The organism is Streptomyces kunmingensis (assembly GCF_039533535.1).
Lineage (GTDB): Bacteria > Actinomycetota > Actinomycetes > Streptomycetales > Streptomycetaceae > Streptomyces > Streptomyces kunmingensis.
Window position 1 is genome coordinate 479,017 of sequence record NZ_BAAATS010000030.1, and the last position, 25,588, is coordinate 504,604.

A 25,588-nucleotide genomic window follows, 5' to 3' on the forward strand; every position below is an offset into this window, starting at 1 on the left:
ACGTTTCTGACCTGCGGTTCTATCGACTACTTCGCCGAGGGGCCGACCTTGATCGTCATCGAGGAGCCGTCGAGCGGCTGGCTCAGAATCGAGATCCGGGTGTTGGTGTCAGTTGTCTGGACACTGCCCGTCGGGTTCTCCTTGTACCAGTAGGTGCCCTTGTGGTCGTCGAAGACCGGGACGCCGAGCTGGGCCGGGATCTTCGTCTCGGCGCCCAGCTTGTGGAGCTTCATGCCCGGCACCGGGTACCAGCCGAAGGCAGCGTCGTACGGCGTGATCTTGTTCGTGATCAGCTTGCCGTCGGACCACTTCAGCGGCTTGGCGTGCGCGTCGATCGGAAGGATCAGCCCCTTGCCGGGGTGCTGGCCCACGTTGTTGTTGCGCTGCGAGGTGTCCCACTGCCAGACCATCAGGCCGGGGCGGTACTGGTAGTGCTCGACCCAGTCGTTCTTCGCGCCGCCGTCGCGCCAGCCGAAGTTGTACGGGCCGACCTTGAGGGTCTTGTCGTACGACACGTACTGGCGGTTCTCGGCGATGTAGAACTGCGGGAAGTCGCCGCTGATGGAGGCGCCGACGCGGGAGAAGCCGCGCGCGGTCCAGCCGTTGTCGTCGCCCTCGGCGTCGTCAGAGAAGATCGCCGAACCGTCCGCCTGCACCGAGAGGTTGTCGGCGGTGAAGCCGAGGCCGCCCGCGCCGCCGTCCGTCTTGTAGCGGAACCGGACGTCGATCTTGGTGCCCGCGTACTCGTCGAGCGGGAAGACGAGGTGCTGGAACTTGGTGGAGTCACCGGTCAGGGCGGGCTTGTCGCCGCCGTCGCGCGGGATGGTGACGCCGTCGGCGGTGCCGTCGATCGTCTTCCAGCTCGCGCCGCCGTCGGTGGAGACCTGCGTGTACAGGTAGTCGTAGTCCTTCTCGATGTTCCACCAGCCGTCGAGCTCGAGCGACGCCTTCGCCTTGCCGGTCAGATCGACGGGCCGGGCCAGGGTGTTGTCGAGGTCGTCGCCGTAGTCCGACCACCACTGCTTGGAGCCCTGCGCGGGCTGCACGATGTCGGTCGTGACGTTCTTCTCGGGCAGTTCGACGACGAGCGCCTGCTTGAGCTTGGTGTTGTACTCCGCGACACCCAGCTTGTGCGTCGACTTCGTCGCCGCCTTCGCCTTGTCGTAGTTGAGCCAGCCCAGCTGGAGCTTGTCCCAGGCGGTCATGTCGCCCGGCAGGTCACCGATGGAGTCCTTGCCGGTGCCGAGCCAGGAGCCGGCCGACATCAGCGACCAGAAACCGACCGAGTTCTCGGCCGCGTTCGAGGTGTCGTACAGGTCGGGCAGGCCCAGGTCGTGGGCGTACTCGTGGGCGAAGACGCCCAGGCCGCCGTTCTCCGGCTGCATCGTGTAGTCGCCGACCCAGATGCCGGTGTCACCGACCGGGGTGCCGCCCGCCTTGAAGCCGGACGGGCCCGTGTCGCCGTCGTCGCGGCTGTACGCGTAACCGCGGTGCGCCCACAGGGAGTCGCCGCCCTGCGCGCCGCCGCCGGCCGACCCGTCCTCGCCCGCGTGGACGATCTGGAAGTGGTCGATGTAGCCGTCGGGCTCGTTGAAGTTGCCGTCGTTGTCGTGGTCCGTACGGTCCCACTGGTCGTACTGGGCGAGGTCGGCCTTGATGTCGGCGTCCGACTTGCCGGCCGCCTTCTGCTGCTCGACCCACGCGGTGACGCCGTCACGGACCAGGTCCTCGACGTTCGGGCAGTTGTCGGCGCCGCAGTAGTTGGAGCCGTAACGGGCTTCGTTCCAGGGGACCTTGACCCAGTCCGAGACCTCGCCGTCGACCGAGTACCGGCCCGAGGACGTCTTCTCGTAGTACGTCTTGAGGGAGTCGACACCCTTGCCGGAACCGAAGTACAGGTCCTGGTAGTGCTGGGAGTCGTAATCCTTCTTCCAGGCCGTGCTGTTGTTCGTGGAGCGGTCCGGCTCGGCTATCTGGTTGTGCAGCGGGCCCGGCGTGCCGCCGTACTTCGGCTTCAGGTCCGGGGTGTTGTCGTCCGCGCGGTCCACCAGCGTGGTGTCGTCGACCTTGTCGCCGAACTCGGTCAGGATCGTGAAGATCTTGTCCGTGCGCTCGCGGCCCAGTTCGACGTACTTGCCCTTGCCGAGGTCGACGACCTTGGAGCCGTGCCTCTCCTGGACCTTCGACCTGCCCTGGAGGACGTTCTGCAGGGCCGTCTGGCGCTGCTGCTCCTGCTGCTTGGTGAACGGGCCGTCCATGACATGGCCCTTGCCCCCGTACGTCTTGCCGGAGGTCGTGCTCGTCGCGGCCGGAGTGTCGGCCTGGGCGGTCGTCGCCGCTATGGAACCGGTGGCCGCGGTGGCGGCCAGGGTCACGAGCACGGCGGCGGATCTCAACGCCCGTCTCTTGGTGGTCACTTGAGTGGTCCCCTCTTCCGTGGCGCAATCGCCACGTGTCACAAGTGACGCCATTTGACCGGAGGTAGAGGAGAAATAACAGTCCTTGACTGTGACGTTTCCGTTGCACTATGCAGGGGGGCGGATCCGGAATCCGGACAAGCGCCCCTATTCGCGACGGCGCGCCGGCTGTCCACGATTTGGACCGGGTGACTCCGTGCGCCCCCCATGCACCTGCACTGTGGGTTAGGTCATGCTTACTGGCGGTTCCACTCGGGCACACGTCGGATTAGAGTTCGGGCCCACGGTGCGATCCACCGGTTCGCCCTTCTCGCGCTCCCCCGATGTCACGAGGACGGATACCGCCATGCCTCGCCCGACTGTCGCCCAGCTCCTCTACGGTGCCGCCACCGTCGTCTTCTCCACCCTCGCCATGCTGCTGCTGTCACAGACGAGTTCGGGCCCGGGAGTGGGCGTGATCGCCGTGTCGGCCCTCTGCCTGGGGCTCCTCGTGGCGCTGTGGGTACCCGTACGCAAACCGACGGCCGCGGAGGCGGACGATCAGGCTCACGCGGACGGAGAAGCGGCGAAGCGGGTGCCCGCGCAGGGCGTCCGGACCCCGGCACACGCGAGCAAGGCGCGCAGGGTGCGGGAACGCGAGCCGGCGGGCCCGTGAGACACGGACCCGCCGATGCAGCCATGTTCGCTGCGGCTGTAGCTGTAGCTGTAGCTGCGCCGTGCTCGGTCAGGCGCTGCTGACCACCACCGTCTTCGCGGCCTTGTCGTGCAGGCCCTGCTTGTACGGCTTGTCGAAGAAGCTCCAGCCGCCGCAGATCGCCGTCCAAATGCAGGCGCAGCAGAACACGGCGGGAATCCACAGCACGAGCGCGCGCATCAGATTGGCCTGGACGCTGGGCGTCGCCCCGTTGTCGAGGTTCGCGACGCGCAGCTTCAGCAGCTTCTTGCCGAGTGTCTGGCCGGTCTTCGCCATCATGATCGTGTCGTAGCCGACGTAGAGCACGGCCGCGAGCAGCGACTGCCCGAACTGCCTGCCGTACTGGATCTTGTCGGGGTCGGTCTCGTACTCGGAGGTCCCGAACGCCCAGGACAGCAGGCCCACGACGATCCCGACCAGGACCAGGTCGATGATGCGGGCCAGGACGCGCTTGCCGCTGTCGGCCAGCGGAGGCATCCCGGCCAGCGGGTCCTGACCGCCGTAACCACCCCCGGGTCCGTACGGGTCACCGCCGTACGGAGGGGGCGTGCCGCCGCCGTAGGGGGGCGGGGTGCCGCCGCCCGGCGGGGGCGCCGAACCGTAGGGGTTCTGCGGGGAGTCGTACGGGTTCTGGCCCGGGGAGCCCTGGGGGTTCTGCGGACCGTCGTACGGGGAGCCGCCGCCCGGGGAGGCCGGGGGCGGCTTGCGGAACGGGTCGTCGTCCGGCGGTCGGCCGGATCCGTTGGGCGGCGGTTCGGTACTCATGGCCCGAGTGGACCGCGAACACCGTCACCACGCACCCGGCGGGCCGCCGTCCGGATGACCGGGACGGCGCCATCCGGCCATGATCCGGCCGGGGCCCCGCCCCGTGCCCGTTCCGTCCCCGCCCCGTCCCTGTTCCGTTCCGTCCTCGGTGCCGTCAGCCCGCGACGAACGTGCGTGCCACCTTGTCGTGCAGGCACTGGCGCCACGGGCGGTCGATCGCGCCCCACAGGACGCCGAGGACGCCGATGCCGAGTACGAGGAGCACGGCGTAGGCGAGCCAGCGGCGCAGGGCCGCGCCGAACGTCGGGGAGTCGCTGCCCTCGATCTCCCGCACGCTCAGGCCCATGAGCTTCTTGCCCAGTGTGTGGCCCCACTTGGCGGTCGGCAGCGCCTCGTAGAGGACACCGAAGAGGAGCAGCACGGCGAGCACGATGCCGAGGTACGTCGCCGTCGTGCCGTCGAGCAGCCAGACCGTGACCTGCCGGCCCGAGGCCTTCGCCGCGTCGATCTTGCCGTCGATGTGGTCGAACGCGCGGGTGCCGAGCGGCACGGCGACCGCCGCGGTGACGGCGCCCAGGACGAGCGTGTCGATGAGCCGTGCCACGAACCTCTTGCCGAGGCCCGCCGGACGCGCCGAGGCCTGCGCCTGCGCGGCGGCGAGGAACGGGTCCTCGGCCACCGGCTTGAACGGGGTGACCGGGCCCTCCGGCTCCGCGGCCTGCTGCGGTGACGCCAGCTGGTGCACCTGCTGCGCCCAGGACGGCGAACCGCCGCCGGGGCCCTGGGTGACGGGCGTGGACACGGCGGGCGTCGCGGGTTGCGCGGACTGGGGGTAGCCGTACGCGGGCTGGGCGGGCTGGGCCGGTTGCGGATATCCGTATCCGGGCCGGCTCGGGTTCGGTGCTGTGGTGGGTGCCGGGGCCGGCGTCGGCTGCGCGGCGGGTTGGGGGTACCCGTACCCGGGCTGGTTCGGGGCGGGGGCGCTGGGCGCGGGCCGCGGCTGGGCCGGGGCTTGTGCCTGTGCCTGTACCGGCCTCTGCTGTTGAGCCGGGGCCTGTGCCTGCGCGGGCCCTTGCTGCTGAACGGGGGGCTGTGCCTGTGCGGGCCCTTGCTGCTGAACGGGGGGCTGTGCCTGTGCCGGTCCCTGCTGCTGGGCCGGGGGCTGGGCTCGCGAGGGGGTCTGGGCCGGGGTCTGCGCCAGGGATGGGGTCTGGGCCGGGCTGGGCGGCTGCTGCGGTTCGCTCTGCTGAGCGGTGCCCTGCGCGGTGCCCTGCTGCGGTACGGCTCTGATCGTCATCGTGCCGTCGGCGCGCGGGGACGTGCCGGCGCCGGGCCGCACGGCGCGGATCGCGACGGTGCCGTCCGTGCGCTCGGGGGCGGCGGGCGCCTCGGGCGCGGCGGCGGCCGGGGCGTCGGGGCGCTCCTCCGCGTCACCGCCGGAGGCGTCCGCGCCCCAGGAGACCCGGCGGTCCTGCTCGCCGCCGAAGCCGGTCTGGTGGGCGGTGTCGGCGGCCCAGGCGGAGGCGGGCTCGGGCGAGACCGGCTCGTCGGGGCCCGTCTCCGTACGTACGGAAGGTTCCTCGTCGAGGAAGACCGGTCCGGTCTCCTCCGCGGAGGCGGGCGCCGGCGTCGCGGGCGCCGAACCGGCCGGGGTCGGCAGGGTCTCGCCCTCGGACGGGGCGGGGCGGCTGGTACCGGGGACCCAGGCGGCACCGTTCCAGTACCGGACATATCCGGGAATGGACGGGTCGGGGTAGTAGCCTTCGCGGGGCCTGTCGTCACCGGGGGCCGGGGTTGGGGCGCTCATGTCCGTCGTCCCGTATCTGCTCGGGGGTCTTGTTGTGGCCTCCACATCTATCAGACGGCCGCCCCCGCCCGCGCCGGTCCGCCGGTACGCCCCACTTTCCGGGCAACACGCCGGACGAGATGGGCGGCTTCGCAAGTCCGCGAAAAAACTTCGGCGAACTCGCGTAATGCTGCCCGGACATCGCGCTCTCTCCCTGTACGGGCCCGCTCCCGGGACCCGTACAGAGGAAAGGAAGCGCACGTCATGCACACCGTGGTGGAACGCGAACTCGAGTTGAAACTGGTGCTGTCGCCGGAGCGGAGCATCCCCGTACCGGCCCGCCTGACCTACCGGACCGACGATCCGTACGCCGTCCACGTCACGTTCCATCTCGGCTCGGAGCACCCGGTCCACTGGACGTTCGCGCGCGAGCTGCTCGTGGAGGGGGTGTTCCGGCCGTGCGGGCACGGGGACGTGCGGGTCTGGCCGACGAAGACGGACGGGCGCAGTGTCGTCCTGATGGCGCTGAGTTCACCGGACGGCGACGCGCTGCTCGAAGCGCCGACCGTGCCGGTCTCGGCCTGGCTGGAGCGGACGCTGCGGGTGGTCCCTCCGGGCTCTGAGGCCGAGCAGCTCGGCATCGACGACGGCCTCGCCGAGCTGCTGGCCACCACCCCGGCCGACGACCTCTACCTGCGCGACCCGTGGCCGTCGGACGAGTCGTCGTCGTCCGACGAGCGGTGACCCCCGGCAGCGGTCTTCAGAACAGTTTTCCGGGGTTGAGCAGGCCCAGCGGGTCGAAGGTCGCCTTGACCGCCCGCTGTACGTCGACACCCACCGGGCCGAGCTCGCGCGCCAGCCACTCCTTCTTCAGGACGCCGACGCCGTGCTCGCCGGTGATGGTGCCGCCGAGCTCCAGGCCGAGCGCCATGATCTCGTCGAAGGACTCGCGGGCGCGGCGGCCCTCGTCGGCGTCCTGGGCGTCGAAGCAGACGGTGGGGTGGGTGTTGCCGTCGCCGGCGTGGGCGCAGACGCCGATGGTGAGGGCGTACTTGTCGGCGATGCGCTCGACGCCTTCGAGGAGTTCACCGAGCCTGGAGCGGGGCACGCACACATCGTCGATCATCGTGGTGCCCTTGACCGCTTCGAGGGCGGTGAGGGACAACCGCCGCGCCTGGAGCAGCAGTTCGGACTCGGCGGCGTCCTCGGCGGGCACGACCTGGGTGGCGCCCGCGGCCTCGCACAGGGCGCCGACAGCGGCGAGGTCCTGGGCCGGGTCGGGGGTGTCGAACGCGGCGAGGAGGAGTGCCTCGGTGGTCTCGGGGAGGCCCATGTGCGCCATGTCGTTGACGGCCTTGACGGTCGTCCGGTCCATCAGCTCGAGGAGCGAGGGGACGTGGCCGCCCTCCATGATCTTGCAGACGGCGTCGCAGGCCGCGGCGGCGGACGCGAACTCGGCGGCCAGGACGAGCTGCTGCGGCGGCTGCGGTTTCAGCGCGAGCGTCGCCCGTACGACGACGCCGAGGCTGCCCTCCGAGCCGACGAAGAGGCGGGTGAGGTCGTAGCCGGCGACGCCCTTCGCCGTGCGCCGGCCGGTGGACAGCAGGCGGCCGTCGGCGAGGACGACGTCGAGCCCGAGCACGTACTCCGCGGTGACGCCGTACTTGACGCAGCACAGGCCGCCGGAGGCCGTGCCGATGTTGCCGCCGATGGTGCACATCTCCCAGCTCGACGGGTCGGGCGGGTAGTACAGGCCCTTCTCGTTGACAGCGCGCGAGAGGGTGGCGTTGATGACGCCCGGTTCGACGACGGCGATCCGGTCGACCGGGTTGATCTCCAGGATGCGGTCCATCTTGACGAGGGAGAGCACGACGCAGCCGTCGGTGGCGTTGGCGCCGCCCGACAGGCCGGTGCGGGCGCCCTGGGGGACGACGGGAACGCGCAGCGCGGTGGCGGTGCGCATGACGTGCTGGACCTGTTCGACGGTGCGGGGCAGGACGACGACGGCCGGGGTGCCCGCGTCGCAGAAGCTCGCCATGTCGTGGGCGTAGGAGGCTGTGACGTCGGGATCGGTGACGAGCGCCTCGGCGGGCAGCTCGTCGCCCAGCAGTTCGATGAGGGTGCGGCTCATGATCACAGCCTGGCACTCGGGGCCATCGGTGTGAACCCGTCTGCGGGGTCGGTCCCGTGCCGGGATGGCGCACGGATGTGCTCTTCGTATTGACGCACAGTGTGCGCCATGAGGACCTCCATGGATTCCCCGGAGCCGGATTTCCCGGAGAGTGCGCTGGGGCCCGGTGTGCCGCCCGCCTTCACCGCGCCGAGGCGCCGCCGCCTCTCCCCCAAGCTGCGGCGCGCGGTCATCTCGTCCGTCGCCGGGTGCGTGCTCCTCGGCGGGGTGCTCGTCCTGCGGCCGGACGATGACGGACCGGCGGCGCCGCCCGCGCTGCCGGGGCCCGCCGGACGGGCGGGGATCGCGGCCGCGGCCGGGGCGCCCGCCTCCCTGCCCGACCTGACCGCGCTGATCGGCGAGCGGGAGGCCGAGCTGCGCAAGAACCCCGGGTCCGACCGGACGTGGGCGGCGCTCGGGGCCGCCTACGTGGAGCGCGGTACGCGCACGGCCGACTCGGCGTACTACCCCAGGGCCGAGCAGGCACTGCGCAGTTCGCTCCGGGCGCGGCCGCACGGGAACGTGGCGGCCCTCGACGGACTCGCCGCGCTTGCCGCCGCGCGGGGCGACTGGCACGGCGCCCGGAAGTGGGGCGAGGTCGCGGTGAAACTGGCGCCGGACCGCTGGCCGGCGTACGCCGCACTGGTCGACGCCTACCAGGGCGTCGGCGACTACAAGGCCGCCGGGCGGACCCTGGACAAGCTGTCCACGCTCGCGACGGGCACGGCGGTGACACTGCGGACCGCGGCCGTGTACCGGGACCGGGGCCGGCGGGAGGACGCGGCTGCGGTACTCAGCGACGCGGCGGCCCGCGCCGGAACACCCACCGAACGGGCGGCGCTGCTGCACCGGAGCGGAGAACTGGCCTGGGAGCGCGGCGACGCGGCGGACGCCCTGCGCCACTTCGACGCGGCGCTCGCCGCGGATCCGCAGTACCCCGCCGCGCTCGCGGGTCAGGCCCGGGCCTTCGCCTCGCTCGGCCGTACGTCGGAGGCGGTACGGGCCTACGAGCGGGCTCTCGCCAAGCGGCCCGCGCCCGAGTACGCCTTGGAACTCGGGGAGTTGTACGAGTCCCTGCCCCTGAACGCGGCGGCCCGCGCCCAGTACGGCGTGCTGCGGGCCCAGGCCGCCGCGCAGGGGGCGCACGGAGTGGACGACGCGCTCGTGCTCGGCCGGTACGAGGCGGATCATGGTGACCCGGCGGCGGCGGTGGCGCGGCTGCGGGCGGAGTGGAGGCGGGCGCCGGGTGTCCAGGCCGCGGACGCGCTCGGCTGGGCGTTGCATCGGGCCGGGGACGACGCGGAGGCGATCGGGCTCTTGCGGCGGGCCACGGACCGGGCGAAGGGCGGGTCTCTGCGCAGCGCCCTGATCATGTATCACCGGGGTGAGGTCGAGCGGGCGCTCGGTCTCACCGGGGCGGCGCGGCGGCATCTCGGTGAGGCGCTGCGTATCAACCCGACGTTCTCCCCGCTGTTCGCTCCACGGGCTCGGAGGGAACTGGCCGCACTCGGAGAGCCAGTGCCCGGCGGCCCCGCCCAGATGTGACCCCGGACCCGCCGAAGCGACACGTGACGCTGCGACCCGGCGGGGGTTGAGCGCGCAGTTCCCCGCGTTTTTGGGTGCGTGGTCGGCTGCGGGCCCGGTGGGGCTTCTCGCGCAGTTCCCCGCGCCCCTGGAGCATGCGGCTTCGCCGCAGCCCCATGGGGCGCGGGGAACTGCGCGAACAACCCCGCCAGGCCGCTCGCCTACAGGTTTCCGCGCTTCTCCTGCTCCCGCTCGATCGCCTCGAAGAGGGCCTTGAAGTTGCCCTTTCCGAAGCCCATGGAGCCGTGCCGTTCGATCATCTCGAAGAAGACGGTCGGCTTGTCCTGGACCGGCTTGGTGAAGATCTGCAGGAGGTATCCGTCCTCGTCGCGGTCGACGAGGATCTTCAGTTCGCGCAGGGTCTCGACGGGCACGCGGGTCTCGCCCGCCCACTCGCCGAGCGTGTCGTAGTACGAGTCGGGGGTGGAGAGGAACTGGACGCCGGCCGCGCGCATGGCCCGTACGGAGGCGACGATGTCGTTCGTGGCGAGCGCGATGTGCTGGACGCCGGCGCCGCCGTAGAACTCCAGGTACTCGTCGATCTGGGACTTCTTCTTGGCGACGGCGGGCTCGTTGATCGGGAACTTGACCTTCAGCGTGCCGTCCGCGACGACCTTCGACATCAGCGCGCTGTACTCGGTCGCGATGTCGTCGCCCACGAACTCCTTCATGTTCGTGAAGCCCATGACCTTGTTGTAGAAGGCGACCCACTCGTTCATCTTGCCGAGTTCGACGTTGCCGACGCAGTGGTCGATGGCCTGGAAGGTGCGCTTGGCGGGCGGCTCGACGATCGGGTCCGCGGTCACGAAGCCAGGCAGGTACGGGCCGTCGTATCCGGAGCGTTCGACCAGGGTGTGGCGGGTCTTGCCGTACGTCGCGATGGCCGCGAGGACGACGGTGCCGTGCTCGTCCTTCACCTCGTACGGCTCCTGGACGCCCCGGGCGCCGTGCTCTACGGCGTAGGCGTAGGCGGCGCGCGCGTCCGGCACCTCGATGGCGAGGTCGACGACGCCGTCACCGTGGGCGGCGACATGGTCGGCGAGGAAGTGGCCCCACTCGGTGGACGCCTTGATGACGGAGGTGAACACGAAACGGGCGGAGCCGTTGGTCAGGACGTACGAGGCGGTCTCGCGGCTGCCGTTCTCCGGTCCGGAGTAGGCGACGAGCTTCATGCCGAAGGCGGTGGAGTAGTAGTGCGCGGCCTGCTTGGCGTTGCCCACGGCGAAGACGACCGCGTCCATCCCCTTGACCGGGAAGGGGTCTGCCTGCCGGGCGGTGTCAGGGGCGCTCTGCGAGGACGAGTGTGTGGTCTGCGTCATGTGGGGAGGCTCCCGCCGTTCCACAAGGTGCGCAACAGTTCGCGTATCCGCTGGACAATCTGATCAGTGACCCGCCGGTTCCGGCAGACTGATTGCACAGGATGACCACCCCGGAGGCGTGCATGCCGATCGATCATCTGGACGGGCGGCTGATCCTGCTCCTGGCCCGCGAGCCGCGCATAGGAGTCCTGGAGATGTCGCGGCGGCTCGGGGTCGCGCGCGGCACCGTGCAGGCCCGTCTCGACCGGCTTACCTCGAACGGAGTCATCCGCGGCTTCGGCCCTCAGGTGGACCCGGCGGCGCTCGGCTACCCGGTCACGGCGTTCGCGACGCTGCAGATCCGGCAGGGCCAAGGAGCCGACGTCAGAGCCCATTTGGCCGGTGTCCCCGAGGTCCTGGAACTGCACACGACGACCGGCGGCGGCGACATGCTGTGCCGTCTCGTGGCCCGCTCGAACGCCGATCTTCAACGTGTGATCGACCTGGTTGTCGGTTTTGATGGCATCGTCCGGGCCTCCACGGCGATCGTCATGGAAAATCCGGTTCCGCTGCGGATCATCCCGCTGGTGGAACAGGCGTCGGGAGACACCTGACGTCTGACATTCGGCACCTGACGCCGGCCCCGGGCCGGTGGGGCGCTCACGCCCGGCAGGTAGCTCACGTCGGCAGCGAGGTGCGATGAACTTCTGGGACTACCTGGTCAACCGGCACCAGCAACTGCTCGCCGACTCCTACCAGCACGCCAGCGCCGTCTTCCAGTGCATGGTCGTCGCCACCCTCATCGGCATCGTCATCGCCGTCGTCACCTACCGCAGCGACTGGGCCGGAAACCTGGCGACCACCGCCACCTCGACCATCCTCACCATCCCCTCCCTCGCCATGATCGGCCTGCTGATCCCGCTGGTCGGGCTCGGCGTCGCACCGACCGTGATCTCCCTGACCCTGTACGGGCTGCTGCCGATCGTGCGCAACGCGATCGTGGGCCTGCGCGGCGTCGACCCCACCCTGATCGACGCGGCGAAGGGCATCGGGATGTCGCGCGCCGCCCGCCTGTTCCGGGTGGAGCTGCCGCTGGCCTGGCCGCCGATCCTGACCGGGATCCGAGTCTCCACGCAGATGCTGATGGGGATCGCCGCCATCGCCGCGTACGCCTCGGGGCCCGGCCTCGGCAACGAGATCTTCCGCGGCATCGCCTCGCTGGGCAGCGCCAACGCGCTCAACCAGGTGCTCGCGGGCACCCTCGGCATCATCATTCTCGCCCTGCTCTTCGACGCCGCGTACGTCGTCATCGGACGGCTGACCATTCCGAGGGGGATCCGTGTCTGAGACCACCACGAGGCCCACGCCCGAGCCGGGGCCCGTCCCCGTGGACGAGCGCACCACAGGCGCCACCATCGAGCTGGAGAACCTCACCAAGCGCTATCCGGGCTCGTCCGACCCGGCCGTGGACAGCGTCAACATGGAGATCAAGGCGGGCGAGCTGATCGTCTTCGTCGGCCCGTCGGGCTGCGGGAAGTCGACGACCCTGAAGATGATCAACCGGCTGATCGAGCCGACAGGCGGCCGCATCCGCATCAACGGCGAGGACGTCACCGACATGGACCCGGTGAAGCTGCGCCGCAAGGTCGGCTACGCGATCCAGTCCTCGGGCCTCTTCCCGCACATGACGGTCGCGCAGAACATCGCCCTCGTGCCGAAGATGGTCGGCTGGCCGAAGTCGAGGATCAGGTCGCGGGTCGAGGAGATGCTGGACCTGGTCGGGCTCGACCCCGGCGAGTTCCACCACCGCTACCCGCGCCAGCTCTCCGGCGGTCAGCAGCAGCGCGTCGGCGTGGCACGGGCGCTGGCCGCCGATCCGCCCGTGCTGCTGATGGACGAGCCGTTCGGCGCCGTCGACCCGATCACCCGCGACCACCTCCAGGACGAGCTGATCCGGCTCCAGCACGAGCTGCACAAGACGATCGTCTTCGTCACGCACGACTTCGACGAGGCCATCAAGCTCGGCGACCGGATCGCGGTGCTCCGCGAGCGCTCTCACATCGCCCAGTTCGACACCCCGGAAGCCATCCTCACCAACCCCGCCGACGATTTCGTCTCCGGCTTCGTGGGCGCCGGCGCCGCGCTCAAACGGCTCAACCTCACCCGCGTACGCGACGTCGAGGTCACCGACTATCCGACGGTGAGCGTCGACGACCCGCTTCAGGACATCTTCGACAAGCTGCGGGCCGGCGGCACGAACGAGCTCCTGCTGCTCGACCGGCGCCGCCGCCCCTACAAGTGGCTGCGCCGCGGCGACCTGATGCGCGCCAAGGGTTCGCTGGCCCGCGCGGGCACCCTGGTCCACGACACCGTCACCTACGACGCGACCCTGCGCGACGCGCTCGAGGCGGTCCTCACCGACAACGCGGGCCGCGTCGCGGTCACCGGCCGGCGCGGCGAGTACGAGGGCGTCGTCGACATGGAGACCCTGATGAACTCCGTGCACGAACTCCTCGAGGCCGACCGGCTCGAAGCGGCCGAGCACCAGCACGACCTGGAGGAGCACCGGGCCCAGCAGACGCAAGCGGAGCAGGAGGGCGCGGGGACCGGCGACGGAGGGGCGAAGGCGTGAGCACTCCCCTGAGGCGGGACGACGGACCCGACGGGCCCGACGGAGAGCGTAGAGGTGACCGGCCCGATGGACGGCACGGCGGCGGCCGGGGCGAGAGTAGGCGTGATGGCGGCCGGCCCGAGGGCAGGCGCGACGGCGGCCGGACCGATGGCAGGCGTGATGGCGGTCGGCCCGAGGGTGAGCACGAGGTCAAAGGGCTCGCGTTCCGCGACGAGGGCGGGGGCGAGACGGAAGTGCCTCCGTCACGGTCCGCCGCCCGGCAGGAGCGCCGCATCACCTGGCAGAAGGCGACGCTCCTGCCGGTCGTGCTGGTGGTGCTGCTGCTGGTGACCTGGCTCTGGTTCCGCAGCGCCGACCTCGACTCGATCTCCGAGAACGCCATCTCCGGCGGGCAGGTGTGGAAGGCGCTGCGCCAGCACATCACCCTGACGGTGATCTCGACGTTCTTCGTGCTGATCATCGCGATCCCGCTGGGCATCCTGCTGACCCGCAAGGCGTTCCGCAAAGCGACCCCGTTCGCCCTCACCCTCGCCAACATGGGGCAGGCGACACCCGCGATCGGTCTCCTCGCGCTGCTCGTCATCTGGCTGGGCATCGGCCAGAAGACCGCCCTGATCGGCATCATCATCTACGCGATCCTGCCCGTGCTCTCCAACACGATCGCGGGGCTGAAGGCCAACGACCCGACACTCCTGGAGGCCGCGCGCGGCATCGGCATGTCACCGATGGGCGTACTGCGGAAGGTCGAACTCCCCCTCGCCGTCCCGCTGATCCTCGCCGGCGTACGGACCGCGCTCGTCCTCAACGTCGGCACCGCCACCCTCGCCACGTTCGGCGGTGGCGGCGGCCTCGGCGTCCTGATCACCACCGGGATCACCAATCAGCGCATGCCGGTCCTGATGCTCGGCTCCATCCTGACCATCGCCCTCGCGCTGCTCGTCGACTGGCTGGCCTCGCTCGCCGAACTCCTGTTGCGGCCGCGCGGGCTGGAGGTGCGCTCATGAGGTACGCGGGGTTCGCGAGGTACCGGACACGCTCGGCGGCGGCCTTCGCCTGCGGGCTCGCACTGCTCGCCGGGTGCGGGCTGACCAGCGGCAGCCCTCTGGTCGACGACGTACGGCCCGGCACGGTCGGGCGGGGCGAGCCGCTGAAGGGCGCGAGCATCACCGTCGCGTCGAAGGAGTTCACCGAGCAGCTGATCCTCGGCGCGATGATGGGCATCGCGTTCAAGGCGGCCGGTGCGGACGTCCTGGACCGGACCGGGATCCAGGGTTCCGTCGGCGCTCGAGAAGCCATCAAGTCCGGTGACGCGGACGCCATGTACGAGTACACGGGCACGGCCTGGATCACGTACCTCGGCAACTCCGAACCGATCCCCGACCCGCACAAGCAGTGGCAGGCGGTGCGCGACGCCGACCGGAAGAACGGCATCACCTGGCTGGCGCCGTCCGCGCTGAACAACACCTACGCACTGGCCATGAACAAGGCCAACTTCAAGAAGTACGGCACCAAGTCGCTCTCCGACGTCGCCGCCCTGTCCAAGTCGGACCCGGGCGCCGTCACCCTGTGCGTGGAGAGCGAGTTCGCCAACCGCGCGGACGGGCTGCCCGGTATGGAGAAGGCGTACGGGATGAAGATCGCGGCCGGGAAGATCACGCAGATGGACAGCGGCATCATCTACACGCAGGCCGCCAAGGGCAGTTGCACGTACGGCGAGGTGTACACGACCGACGGCCGCATCAAGGCGATGAACCTGAAGGTCATGGCGGACGACCGGCGCTTCTTCCCCAACTACAACGCGGCGCCCGAGATCAACACGAAGTCGCTGGAGAAGTATCCGCAGATGGCGAAGGTCCTGGACCCCATCACGAAGAAGCTCGACAACACCGTCGCACAGGAACTCAACGCGAAGGTGGACGTCGACGGGCAGGACCCGCACGACGTCGCGAAGGACTGGCTGGTGCGGGAGGGCTTCGTCAAGGAGTGAGGCGCCGGGCGGGGCTTCGGGTGGCGCTCAGCAGGAGGGTACGGAACCGGAGTCCTTCTCCAGGTCCGTCAGAGCGGTCACCGTTCCCCGGAGCGTGCTCACCGGGATCAGCCGCATCGACTTCGGCGCCGACGCCTTCGCGTCCGCGCACTCCGCCTTCGGTACGAGGAAGACGGTGGCGCCGTCACGGTCGGCGGCCTGCACCTTGAGCGAGACCCCGCCGACAGCGCCGACCTTGCCGTCGTCGTCGATGGTGCCGGTGCCCGCGATCGACTTCCCGCCGGTCAGCTCACCGCCGCTGCCGTCGCCGTCGAGCAGGTCGATGATGCCCAGCGAGAAGAGCAGGCCCGCGCTGGGGCCGCCGACGTCCCCGAGCTGAAGGGAGACCCGGACCTTGTCCGTGGTCCGTCCCTCGTCGTTCAAGTAGGCGAGAGCGGCCTCGGTGGCGGCGTCCTGGGAGCCCTTCATCTCCTTCTTGTTGTGCGCCTCGATCTCCTTGGTGGAGTTCCCCGACGGGTAGACGGAGTCGCGCGGCATGACCGCCCGGTCCTCCGCGAACCAGCCGTCGAGTACGTCGCCGAGATGTACGGGCGCCTCGGGCCCCGTCGCCACGATGGTCACCGCGCGGAGCTGCCCGCTGGTGTCCCTGGTGGGAGCGCCGGTGACCTCGATGACGGGCTTCCCGTCGTCGTCACCGAGCACGTTCGTGGTGGGCCCCGGCTGCGCCACCGAGAACGGCAACGGGGCGAACCCCGCGACCGCGAGCAGCGCGATCACCGGAAGCGCGCAGAGGGCGAGGGCAGCGCGACGGCTGAGACGGTTGAGCACGGGGCCAATCTAACGCGGCGGGGGTTGTACCCGGGGGGCGGCCACGTCCGCGCCGATCCGCTTCGCGCTGGCGGCGACGTGTGGGCCGGTTGCGCTTCGCGCGGGGCGGCGGCATGTACCGGGGTGCGCTTCGCGCGCGGCGACCGCGTGTACCGGGGGCGCTTCGTGCTGGCGGCGGCGTGTGCGCCGGTTGCGCTTCGCTCGCGGCGGCGGCATGTACCGGGTGCGCTTCGCGCGCGGCGACCGCGTGCACCGGGGGCGCTTCGTGCTGGCGGCGGCGTGTGCGCCGGTTGCGCTTCGCGCGCGGCGGCGGCATGTACCGGGTGCGCTTCGCGCGCGGCGACCGCGTGCACCGGGGGCGCTTCGTGCTGGCGGCGGCGTGTGCCGGGATGGGTTGTCTCGCGGCTGCGGGCCGGTGGGGCTTCTCGCGCAGTTCCCCGCGCCCCTGAAAGGCGCACTACGTGCGCCGTCTCAGGACCGCGCCCCATGGAGCTGCGGCGAAGCCGCACGCTCCGGGGGCGCGGGGAACTGCGCGAGCAACCACGACGCAAGCCGCTCTCCGCGACGCTCAGAACCCCCACGGCGAAGCCGGACCCTGAAGGGGCGCGGGGAACTGCGCGACCAGCCACGACGGCGCCGCGCCCACCCAATCACCCGACCCCACGGGACGCGGCCAACCCCAGGCACCCAAACCCAGCCCCACCCATTCCCATCCCCCCAGCGGCTAGCGCAACGCGTCGGCGACCTCCCGAGCCGCATCCATAACCCGAGGCCCCACCCGCTCAGGAACCGCATCGGCCAGCATCACCACACCCACGCTCCCCTCGAGCCCGCTCACCCCGAGCAGAGGAGCCGCAGCCCCACTCGCCCCGGCCTCGAGCTCGCCATGCGTGAGCGTGTACCCGGGCTCGGGCAGCACCCCCCGCCGGGAGGCGAGAATGGCCCGCCCCGCGGCCCCCTTGTCGAGCGGATGCCGGAACCCGGTCCGGTACGCCACGTGGTAATCGGTCCAGGTCGGTTCGACGACGGCCACGGCCAGCGCCTCCGACCCGTCGACCAGCGTCAGATGCGCCGTCGCCCCGATGTCCTCGGCCAGCGAGCGCAACGCGGGCAGCGCGGCCTCGCGCACCAGCGGATGCACCTGCCGGCCGAGCCGCAGCACCCCGAGCCCGACCCGGGCACGGCCACCCAGGTCACGGCGTACGAGCGCATGCTGCTCAAGCGTGGCGAGCAGTCGGTAGACGACCGTGCGGTTGACGCCGAGCTTGTTGGAGAGCTCGGTCACGGTCAGCCCGTGGTCGGTGTCGGCGAGCAGTTTGAGGACGCGCAGTCCCCGGTCGAGCGTCTGGGAGGTCTCCGCGGTCACGACGCCCACTCCTTATTAGTGAGGGTCGGCGGTCTCTACGCGGCGGTTGCGCCACCTGTCCCTTGGGCGACGCGCGTCAGAGCCGCCGGTCGGTGATCAGGCGCTGGGCCGCATACGGCTGCATACGACTGTGTTCGTGCGTACCGGCTGCGCTCCGCGGCGGCGCTGCCACGGGGCGTGTTCGTTGCCGGGAATGTAGCGAGGTCGTCCCGCTGAGCGGAAGACTCCGTCCAGAATCCGGTCAGCCCGTGGCCTGAGTTATTGGTGATTGCCCGCACTTGGTACCCATGTCACTTCATGCGGGTAGCCCACTCCTTGACCTTTTCGATGCGCTGCCGCAGCTGCCCCGCGGTCGCCTCGGCGCTCGGCGGCCCCCCGCACACCCGCCGCAGTTCGGTGTGGAGGACGCCGTGCGGCTTGCCGCTCTGGTGAACGTAGGCGCCGACGAGTGTATTGAGCTGTTTCCTCAGCTCCATCATCTCCTTGTGGGAGACGACGGGCCGCCGCTCGGCGGGCAGCTCGAGGAGATCGGCGTCGGAGTCGGGCTTCTTACGGCTGTGGGCGATCTGCCGTGCCTGCCGCTTCTGGAGCAGCAACTGCACCTGATCGGGTTCGAGAAGTCCGGGAATCCCGAGGTAATCCTGCTCTTCCTCGCTCCCCGGATGGGCCTGCATCCCGAACTCGGCACCGTCGTAGAGCACCCGGTCGAAAACAGCCTCGGACTCCAGCGCCTCGAACGAGAACTGTTCCTGCTCGCCGGTGTCCTCGTCCTGCTCCTTGTTCGCCTCGTCCATCTCCTTCTCGGACTCGGCGTAGGGGTCCTCCTCCCCTTCCTTCTTCGGCTTGTCGAGCACGTGGTCGCGCTCGACCTCCATCTCGTTGGCGAAGCCGAGCAGGTCGGGAACGGTGGGCAGGAACACGGACGCGGTCTCGCCGCGCCGCCGGGAGCGCACAAAACGCCCGACGGCCTGAGCGAAGAACAGCGGCGTCGAAATGGTGGTCGCGTACACCCCGACCGCGAGCCGCGGCACGTCGACACCTTCCGACACCATGCGCACGGCGACCATCCACCGGTCCTCGCTCGCCGCGAAATCGTCGATCCGCTTCGAGGCGCCGGTGTCGTCGGAGAGTACGAGGGTCGCCTTACTGCCCGTGATCTCCCGGATCAGCTTCGCGTACGCGCGCGCCGATTCCTGGTCGGAGGCGATGACGAGGGCGCCCGCGTCCGGGATGCCCTTCCTGACTTCGGTGAGCCGGGCGTCGGCGGCGCGCAGCACGCTCGGCATCCACTCGCCGCGCGGGTCGAGAGCGGTGCGCCAGGCCTGGCTGACGGCGTCCTTGGTCATGGGTTCGCCGAGCCGCGCGGCGATCTCGTCACCGGCCTTGGTCCGCCACCGCATATTGCCGCTGTAGGAAAGGAAAATAACGGGCCGCACAACACCGTCGCCGAGCGCGCTTCCATACCCGTACGTGTAATCGGCGGAGGACCGCCGAATCCCATCATTCCCTTCCTCATATTGCACAAAGGGAATGGGATTGGTGTCGGACCTGAACGGCGTACCGGTGAGCGCGAGCCGCCGCGTGGCCGGCTCGAACGCCTCCAGGCAGGCCTCGCCCCACGATTTGCTGTCACCGGCGTGGTGAATCTCGTCGAGAATGACCAGCGTCTTCCGCTGCTCGCTGCGGTTGCGGTGCAGCATCGGCCGTACGCCGACACCCGCGTACGTCACGGCGACGCCCTGGTACTCCTTGCTGAGCGGACCGGCGCTGTACTCCGGGTCCAGCTTGATCCCTATGCGCGCGGCCGCCTCCGCCCACTGCTTCTTCAGGTGCTCGGTCGGCGCGACGACGGTCACCTGCTGCACGACGTGGTGGTGCAGCAGCCACGACGCGAGGGTCAGCGCGAAGGTCGTCTTGCCGGCCCCCGGGGTGGCGACCGCGAGGAAGTCGCGCGGCTGCTCCTGGAGGTACCTCTCCATCGCCCCTTCCTGCCAAGCACGCAGCTTGTTGGCGGTGCCCCAGGGGGCGCGGCCGGGGAAGGCGGGGGAAAGGTGGTGGGAGGAGGAGTTGGTGGCGGCGGTGGTAGTCACGGTCTCCGATTACTCGAGATTCGACGGCACGGCTACGTACGTACGCGGCTACGTATGACAACCGGGCCACCCTACCGGTGACGAAGTTGACGAACCCGTCGGACGAGGCCGGGCGACCGTCCGGTGGGACGCGCGTCACAGATCAACTGGCGTTGCGTGTACGGGGAGTCGCGGGTGCGTCACCGGGGGCGGGCGGGGCGGGAGCGCGGCTGGGCCGACCACTACCGGGTCCGAGCCTCCCGGTCCGGGCCTCCGGGCCTCCGGGTCCGGGCTTCCGGGTCCGAGCCTCCGGGTCCGGGCCTCCGGGCCTCCGGGTCCGGGCTTCCGGGTCCGGGCCTCCGGGTCCGGGCCTCCGGGGGCAGGCCTCCGGGGGCAGGGTCCTCCGCATCCACATGCGGGTCCGCACCCACATGCGGGTCCGCGAGTGTCGGGCTGCACGCACCACGCCCGTCCGCCCCGCCGTAGCCGACCGCGTCCGCCCGGCACCGCCGTAGCCGATCCGCGGCCCACCGCGCCTGCCCGGCACCGCCGTAGCCGACCCGCGGCCCACCGCGCCCGTCGCGCCCCCGCATCCGCATTCGCATCCACATCCACAGATGGCCGGCGGGACGCACCACGCCCGCCCCCACTGCTCCCCCGCGACGCCGGCGCTAGCGTTCCCGCAGCCGCGTCCCCACCCATGCCCCGGCCAACGCGACGCCCGCCATCGGCAGGAACACGGCGACGAAGGCGGCCGGATGCGAGCCGCCCGCGCCGTCGACGACGCCGTGCCCCTGCCCCACAGCTCCCCCGCCCAGCGCGGCGAACGCGGCGCCGCCGGCGGCGAGCAGGACGACGTTCGCGAGGCCGTCGGAGATCTGGAGGGCCGCGGAGTTCGTCCCGGCCTCCTCGGGCGCGGAGAGCTGGAGCAGCAGCACGCTGGTGGAGGAGATGACGAGCCCCATCCCGAGGCACCCGAAGCCCCAGACCACGGCCACCACCCACACGGGCACGGCGGCGATGAGCACGCTCGGCGCGGCCGCGATGGCCGCGGCGACGAGCACCATGCCCCCGGCGACGAGCCGTTCGCGGTACGGGTCGAGCCGGGGCCGGGACTGGATCCAGGAGCCGAGGGCCCAGGTCGCCCCGCCCGCGGCGAGCGAGGACCCGGCGAGGGTCGGTGACAGCCCCCGCTGGGTGACCAGCATCAGCGGTACGAACGACTCTGCGGCGACGAACGACCCCGCCGCGACCCCGCGCAGCAGCACCACCGACGGCAGCCCGCGCACGGCCCGGTACGTGCCGCGGGGCAGCAGCCCGCGCACGGACGGCACGAGAAGGATCACGCCGAGGACGCCGGGCAGCAGGGCGAGGGGCCGCAGGTCCTGGGCGGCGTACTGCAGCAGCCCGGCGCCGAGAGAGATGGCGAACGCGAGCCGGATCCGCCGCCGGTCGAAGGCCCCGCCGCCGGCCCGGCCACTGGCCTCACCGACGGCGCCCGGGGCGGGACCGGCGGCCCGCCTCCGGATCTGCGGCAGCGCGAGCGCGAGCGGCAGCAGCACGAGCACGGGGATGCCCAGGAACACCCAGCGCCACCCGAGGTGCTCGGTCACGGCGCCGGCCGCCAGCGGCCCCACGATCGACGGTACGACCCATCCCGCCGCGAACGCGGCCATGATGGCGGGCCGCAACCGTTGCGGATAGGCCCGGCTGACGACGACGTACAGCGCCACGATGACCAGCCCACCGCCGAGCCCCTGCACGGCCCGCCCGCCCACGAAGAGCCACATGCCACCAGCGGTCCCGGACACCACCAGCCCCGCGGCGAACGCGCCGATCCCGACCGCGAGCGGCCCGAGCGGCCCCCGCCGGTCGGCCCACTGCCCGGCGAGCACCATGCCGAAGAGGCTGGTGGTGAAGTACCCGGAGAACGCGAAGGCGTACAGCGACACCCCGTCCAACTCCCGTGCGGCGACGGGCATCGCGGTCCCGACGGCAGTCGCTTCAAAGGCAATAAGCAGTACGACGGTCACAATGCCGACGCTCAGCGCACGATAGGTACGCCCGAGGACACCCTCGACTTCCGCAAGCGCGGCAAGATCCGGCCCGGGAGCGACCCCCGGCCCGACCCCTAGGTCCTTCTCATCAATCTCTCTGTCGTTTTCGAGGGCTGCCATGCGCTTCAGAGTAAGGGGCATAGCGCACCCTGACCCCTGTCGGAGGACGGGACCGCACTGGTCCCTTGGTCGTACGCCTCACGAGAGCGCCCGCCCGAATCATGAACGGCGTATGGCAGTCGGATTGCGTCCCGGCCCGGGCTCTTGAGGACCCGCGTCCGGCACCCTACGGTCGACACAACAGCAAGCAAGAACACGAACAAGACCTGGCCGTGTGCCCGAGTGGTTTAGGGATTCGCCTGCAAAGCGAAGCACACCGGTTCGATTCCGGTCACGGCCTCTGGCAGCCCAACGGCGCTGGGCTGCACGTTTACGAAGGGGTGTTCCGCACACGCGGAACACCCCTTCGGCGTCGTCACCCGGCGCCGACCAGAACGACACCTCCGCCGACAACGAGCACGGCAAAGCCGACGAACGCGAGCGCAAAGAACAGCAGCTTCCCGGCGGAGGGCGCGGGCTGGTAGGCGCGGGTCGGCGACACGGCCTCTCGCGACTCGTCGGACTCGGAAGATGGCACCTTGGTTTCCTCTCCCACGACGGCAAATCCGACATCACCGTACGTCTCGCACCATCGGGCGGCTCGGCCACCCCACAGTCGATGACTTCGGGCCAGACCGGAAGTCCCCCCTCCATGCCTCGCGAAGCAGATGCCCTACGCCACTTCCTCAAAGCCCAACGAGCCGGCGTACCGGCGATCCTCGACGGCCTCACAGAGGCCCAACTGCGCACACCGGTCCTACCGTCGGGATGGACCCCGCTGGGACTCGTACAACATCTCGGCGATGCCGAACACCACTGGTTCCGGGAGGTGGCCGTGGGCAGAACCGTGCCCCTGTCCGGACCCGACGTACTCGCCCCCGCGGAGGTGCTGGCCTTCTACCGCGCGCAGTGCGAACTGTCCGACGCCGTCCTCGCCTCCACCCCTCTGGACGCCCGCCCCTTGGGCCGCCACGGTGAGGACATCGAAGACGACATCACGGACCTGCGCTGAATCATCCTGCACATGATCGAAGAAACAGCCCGCCACCTCGGCCACCTCGACACAGCCCGCGAACTCCTGGACGGCACCACGGGCCTGGCCCCGCGCTGACTCATCGGCATCTTCCAGCGAACCCGCGCCTACGGCAGCCGAGCAAGCAACGAGAATTTCAGCCGGTGTTTTTGCAGCCGAATTCTTTGATCATTCCAGGAACGAAGGAGCGGGCGAACTTTTTGATCTCGTCTCGCTGATGGACAACCTGTCCGTCATGCCTGACACGGAACGCAACCGTAAGATACTCGGCACTCGGGCCGTGGCAACGGGCAGTCGCCATAGCGCCGTCGTCCCCGAGGGTCGCGTCATCCGCAAGACCAGAGAGGCGCGTCGCCTCCCAGAGCCCCGTGATGGAATTATCGGGTGACGAGTACTGCATGAGGTCAATTGCATCCTCATGCCAAGACACCCTTACTCGAATGGCCTCTTTGTCATCGACGGAAACCCGACAGACACCTGTTCCCTTACCTCCCCAATCGGCGGTCCGCCATTCACTGACCTTTCCATCAGCTTTCAGCAGCGGAGCTACCACGTTTTCTTCTACGGTGACGCCGCAGATGGACTGAGGGATTTCGCTCTCCTTGTCGCTGCAGCTGGAGAGCGCAAGGATAGACAGTGCACCCACGAGTAGCGGGGAACACACCCTCGCTCGGTGAATGATCACTTGGCGCTCTCTCCCGAGACTCCGCGCGCTCGTTCAATGCCCGCCGTTGCCGCTTGATCGATGGCGTCTTCAGGACCGTACTCGGAGCTCGAGTCGGACCCGTGCGACTTGCGCCACTCCTCGGCGAGAGCCATCAATTGCTCATTTCTGTTCTCATAATGCGCAACATTTTCATCGGCAGCTTTGTCGTCCAGCTTCTGCTGCTCGTCAGCGAGCCACTTGTCGGTCACGTAGTCCACGCCGGCCTGAACATCATCACTGGCGACAGGGATATAGCTGACGGCTTTGTCCACGATCCACTTGCTCTTGAATTCTGCCACCTCTGGATCACCTGCCGCGTCTACCCGGGCCTGTTCAAGGAAACCGACCGTCCTGCCGGCCCTGGTCAGCGAATCTTTCGGATCCTGCTGGCCCGACTCATGAACCCCATTCACCATGGCATGGTTGAGCCCAGAATTTAGATCGGCGTAAGAATCCTGGCTCTTGGAGATCTGTTTCGTCACCTCGTACAGCTCATCCTGCGGCACTGGCGAATGCGCCATATTGGCAGAACTCATCGCTTCATGGATCGTAGAGCCATGATTCGCAAACACCTTGGCCATCGGATCCCGCAAAGAAGGAGGGAATTTATCCCCTTCATCAGCGAGGTATTTAACGGACGACTTCAAAATATGCTTGTTGTCGTCCGAGTGCTCGACATACTTTGCATGCTCATCAGACGGGTCCATTCCTGTGGCACCCGCCTGCAGTGCGGCTCCCAGTCCTACGCGGTCATCAGCATCCAGCCCCTGGCTGTAGACCGTGGCCTTAGCCGCCTCAGTTCCATGGATCGTGACATTCCAGTCACGATCGTGCATGAGGTATTTCATGCGATGGTCGTCGCTGAGGTAGTCAGCGGCCGTCTTGGGATCATGACTCATCAGCCCAAGGGCCCCGTCCACCGGGTCATTGGCGAACCATCCATCCCGCTTTCCCGCATATTCATGCTTGAGATCCCAGATATCGGGATTCTTCTTCTCGGCTTCAATCATGTCGTCACTGAGGTCCTGCAGGACTTGCCCCTCGTAGCCGCCCCCGTGCTGCATCAGCGTGATCAACGACTGATAGCCCCGCGCCTTATCGAGCCTGGCTCCCTGTGAATCGGTTTCATATCGGGCCACGCCCGCCTTCTGCATGTCGGCACGCCAGTCTTTATACCAACTGGATTTGGTGTCCTTGGTCGCTGTCGCCAGCGAGTTGGAAAGGCCCGTCTCGATGGCCGTGTAATCGCCTGCGTGCTTGGTGTCCCTCACATGGGCAAGATCGTTGAGACGATTCGTGAACTGAATGGTGCCGCGCGCACCCAGACCGTCCAGCAGAGTCCGCCCGAAAGCCTTGTCATCACCGTTGTCGCGGAACGCCCGCTGCAATTCGGAAAGTTCCTTACCGGATACTTTTTCGCCGTGATTGATCCTCAGCGCAATATCTCGCACCTCATCCGCTTCATACTTCTCGATATCGCCCTTGGCGTCGGCATTGAAGCCCTTTTCGGTGCCATCGTTCGTGTTGGAGTCAACGACTACGGCCTTGAGGGCGATCCTGACGCCGTCATCCGCCTCGGTAACGGCTCGCACGGCCTGATCAATATGGTCCTGCCAGGAGCGGACCGCTTTACTGATGCTGGCCTGATAGTCGAGGTCGTGACGTAGCGCGGTCTTCTCGCCCTCGGAGAGTTTGCTGTAGTCGTACCTGACCAGGCCTTGGTCCGACACCTGCATGTCCGCGGCAATCGCTTCGTCCCGGGCAGTTTGCAACTTGCCCTTCAGCGTCACGAACTGGGTGTGAGCATCTCTCAGCAAAGAAGCTACTGCTTTGGCCTCAGTTTGTGCGTTTTTGAACTCTTTCAGCGTGATTTTGAAAGTAGCGTTCGCCGCATCGGCACTCAACCCCTCCCACGTCTGCCCCATGGAAATTCCGTACACTTTATCCCGATACACCCCTTCCTGCTTCTCGAACTTTCCCGCCATGCTTTCCCAACGGTCAGCGGAATCGTTGAGTGCAGAGAGGTCGGTGGTAAGAATCTCGTGATACGTCGGCATTATCTTCCAACAGGGACAGGGCCAGCAGGCCACCGAGGGG

Annotated in this window: 20 protein-coding genes, 1 tRNA gene and 1 pseudogene; 10 read left to right on the forward strand and 12 right to left on the reverse strand. The window is 69.3% G+C overall.

The window, feature by feature from the left end:
- Positions 1-26: 26 nt before the first annotated feature.
- Complete coding sequence (locus ABD366_RS35535) at positions 27-2,417, reverse strand: immune inhibitor A domain-containing protein (protein WP_324770068.1); 2,391 nt, start codon at positions 2,415-2,417, stop codon at positions 27-29.
- Between the two features lie 346 nt (positions 2,418-2,763).
- Between ABD366_RS35535 and ABD366_RS35540 the strand changes: the two genes are divergently transcribed.
- Entirely contained in the window at positions 2,764-3,072 is a 309-nt protein-coding gene (locus tag ABD366_RS35540; RefSeq protein ID WP_324770067.1) for a hypothetical protein, read from the forward strand.
- A gap of 69 nt (positions 3,073-3,141) precedes the next feature.
- On the opposite strand, the gene ABD366_RS35545 is transcribed toward ABD366_RS35540, so the two are convergent.
- Entirely contained in the window at positions 3,142-3,876 is a 735-nt protein-coding gene (locus tag ABD366_RS35545) for an RDD family protein (RefSeq protein ID WP_324770065.1), read from the reverse strand.
- 154 nt (positions 3,877-4,030) lie between these two features.
- Complete coding sequence (locus tag ABD366_RS35550) at positions 4,031-5,683, reverse strand: RDD family protein (protein WP_344443128.1); 1,653 nt, start codon at positions 5,681-5,683, stop codon at positions 4,031-4,033.
- Positions 5,684-5,926: 243 nt separating this feature from the next.
- On the opposite strand from ABD366_RS35550, the gene ABD366_RS35555 reads away from it, so the two are divergent.
- Positions 5,927-6,406 (forward strand): SsgA family sporulation/cell division regulator, encoded by a 480-nt coding sequence (locus ABD366_RS35555; RefSeq protein ID WP_324774114.1) that lies wholly within the window; start codon positions 5,927-5,929, stop codon positions 6,404-6,406.
- Positions 6,407-6,422: 16 nt separating this feature from the next.
- On the opposite strand, the gene ABD366_RS35560 is transcribed toward ABD366_RS35555, so the two are convergent.
- The gene (locus tag ABD366_RS35560; RefSeq protein WP_324774116.1) at positions 6,423-7,793 is read right to left on the reverse strand and encodes an FAD-binding oxidoreductase; all 1,371 of its coding nucleotides are present in this window, start codon (positions 7,791-7,793) and stop codon (positions 6,423-6,425) included.
- Between the two features lie 108 nt (positions 7,794-7,901).
- Here ABD366_RS35560 and ABD366_RS35565 point away from each other — a divergent pair, with 108 nt between their 5' ends.
- Positions 7,902-9,377: a tetratricopeptide repeat protein gene (locus ABD366_RS35565; RefSeq protein ID WP_324774118.1), complete on the forward strand. Its 1,476-nt coding sequence runs from the start codon at positions 7,902-7,904 to the stop codon at positions 9,375-9,377.
- 200 nt (positions 9,378-9,577) lie between these two features.
- Here the strand turns inward: ABD366_RS35565 and hppD are convergent, their stop codons facing one another.
- Complete coding sequence (gene hppD, locus ABD366_RS35570; RefSeq protein ID WP_324774120.1) at positions 9,578-10,735, reverse strand: 4-hydroxyphenylpyruvate dioxygenase; 1,158 nt, start codon at positions 10,733-10,735, stop codon at positions 9,578-9,580.
- A 122-nt stretch (positions 10,736-10,857) separates the two neighbouring features.
- Between hppD and ABD366_RS35575 the strand changes: the two genes are divergently transcribed.
- The 5 genes from ABD366_RS35575 (at position 10,858) to ABD366_RS35595 (ending at position 15,333) form a co-directional block, all read left to right on the forward strand.
- On the forward strand, positions 10,858-11,328 hold the full coding sequence (locus ABD366_RS35575) for an Lrp/AsnC family transcriptional regulator (RefSeq protein ID WP_324774122.1): 471 nt from the start codon (positions 10,858-10,860) through the stop codon (positions 11,326-11,328).
- Between the two features lie 85 nt (positions 11,329-11,413).
- Entirely contained in the window at positions 11,414-12,061 is a 648-nt protein-coding gene (locus ABD366_RS35580; protein ID WP_324774124.1) for an ABC transporter permease, read from the forward strand.
- Positions 12,054-13,346 (forward strand): ABC transporter ATP-binding protein, encoded by a 1,293-nt coding sequence (locus tag ABD366_RS35585; protein WP_411293846.1) that lies wholly within the window; start codon positions 12,054-12,056, stop codon positions 13,344-13,346. Before ABD366_RS35580 ends, ABD366_RS35585 begins: the two co-directional genes overlap by 8 nt.
- Positions 13,343-14,350 (forward strand): ABC transporter permease, encoded by a 1,008-nt coding sequence (locus ABD366_RS35590; RefSeq protein ID WP_411293847.1) that lies wholly within the window; start codon positions 13,343-13,345, stop codon positions 14,348-14,350. The genes ABD366_RS35585 and ABD366_RS35590 overlap by 4 nt, the downstream gene beginning before the upstream one ends.
- A complete protein-coding gene (locus tag ABD366_RS35595) occupies positions 14,347-15,333 on the forward strand; it encodes a glycine betaine ABC transporter substrate-binding protein (protein WP_324774126.1) in 987 nt (328 codons plus the stop codon). Before ABD366_RS35590 ends, ABD366_RS35595 begins: the two co-directional genes overlap by 4 nt.
- Positions 15,334-15,360: 27 nt before the next feature.
- Here ABD366_RS35595 and ABD366_RS35600 read toward each other — a convergent pair whose 3' ends face one another.
- The 4 genes from ABD366_RS35600 to ABD366_RS35615 all read right to left on the reverse strand — a co-directional run bounded on the left by ABD366_RS35600 (position 15,361) and on the right by ABD366_RS35615 (position 21,794).
- On the reverse strand, positions 15,361-16,161 hold the full coding sequence (locus tag ABD366_RS35600) for a S16 family serine protease (RefSeq protein ID WP_324774128.1): 801 nt from the start codon (positions 16,159-16,161) through the stop codon (positions 15,361-15,363).
- A gap of 724 nt (positions 16,162-16,885) precedes the next feature.
- Positions 16,886-17,527: an IclR family transcriptional regulator gene (locus ABD366_RS35605; RefSeq protein WP_324774129.1), complete on the reverse strand. Its 642-nt coding sequence runs from the start codon at positions 17,525-17,527 to the stop codon at positions 16,886-16,888.
- Between the two features lie 290 nt (positions 17,528-17,817).
- Positions 17,818-19,617, reverse strand: a complete 1,800-nt coding sequence (locus tag ABD366_RS35610) for a DEAD/DEAH box helicase (protein ID WP_324774130.1) — start codon at positions 19,615-19,617, stop codon at positions 17,818-17,820.
- A 650-nt stretch (positions 19,618-20,267) separates the two neighbouring features.
- On the reverse strand, positions 20,268-21,794 hold the full coding sequence (locus ABD366_RS35615; RefSeq protein WP_324774131.1) for an MFS transporter: 1,527 nt from the start codon (positions 21,792-21,794) through the stop codon (positions 20,268-20,270).
- A 187-nt stretch (positions 21,795-21,981) separates the two neighbouring features.
- Here ABD366_RS35615 and ABD366_RS35620 point away from each other — a divergent pair.
- Positions 21,982-22,053: transfer RNA gene (locus ABD366_RS35620), tRNA-Cys, on the forward strand.
- Positions 22,054-22,128: 75 nt separating this feature from the next.
- Here the strand turns inward: ABD366_RS35620 and ABD366_RS35625 are convergent.
- Positions 22,129-22,290 (reverse strand): hypothetical protein, encoded by a 162-nt coding sequence (locus ABD366_RS35625; RefSeq protein ID WP_324774132.1) that lies wholly within the window; start codon positions 22,288-22,290, stop codon positions 22,129-22,131.
- A gap of 114 nt (positions 22,291-22,404) precedes the next feature.
- On the opposite strand from ABD366_RS35625, the pseudogene ABD366_RS35630 reads away from it, so the two are divergent.
- A pseudogene (locus tag ABD366_RS35630) lies at positions 22,405-22,863 on the forward strand (DinB family protein).
- A 58-nt stretch (positions 22,864-22,921) separates the two neighbouring features.
- On the opposite strand, the gene ABD366_RS35635 reads toward ABD366_RS35630, so the two are convergent.
- A complete protein-coding gene (locus ABD366_RS35635; RefSeq protein ID WP_324774133.1) occupies positions 22,922-23,470 on the reverse strand; it encodes a hypothetical protein in 549 nt (182 codons plus the stop codon).
- Positions 23,467-25,548 carry a hypothetical protein gene (locus ABD366_RS35640; RefSeq protein ID WP_324774134.1) on the reverse strand — a complete coding sequence of 694 codons (2,082 nt, stop codon included), beginning with the start codon at positions 25,546-25,548 and terminating at the stop codon, positions 23,467-23,469. The genes ABD366_RS35635 and ABD366_RS35640 overlap by 4 nt, the downstream gene beginning before the upstream one ends.
- Positions 25,549-25,588 lie beyond the last annotated feature (40 nt).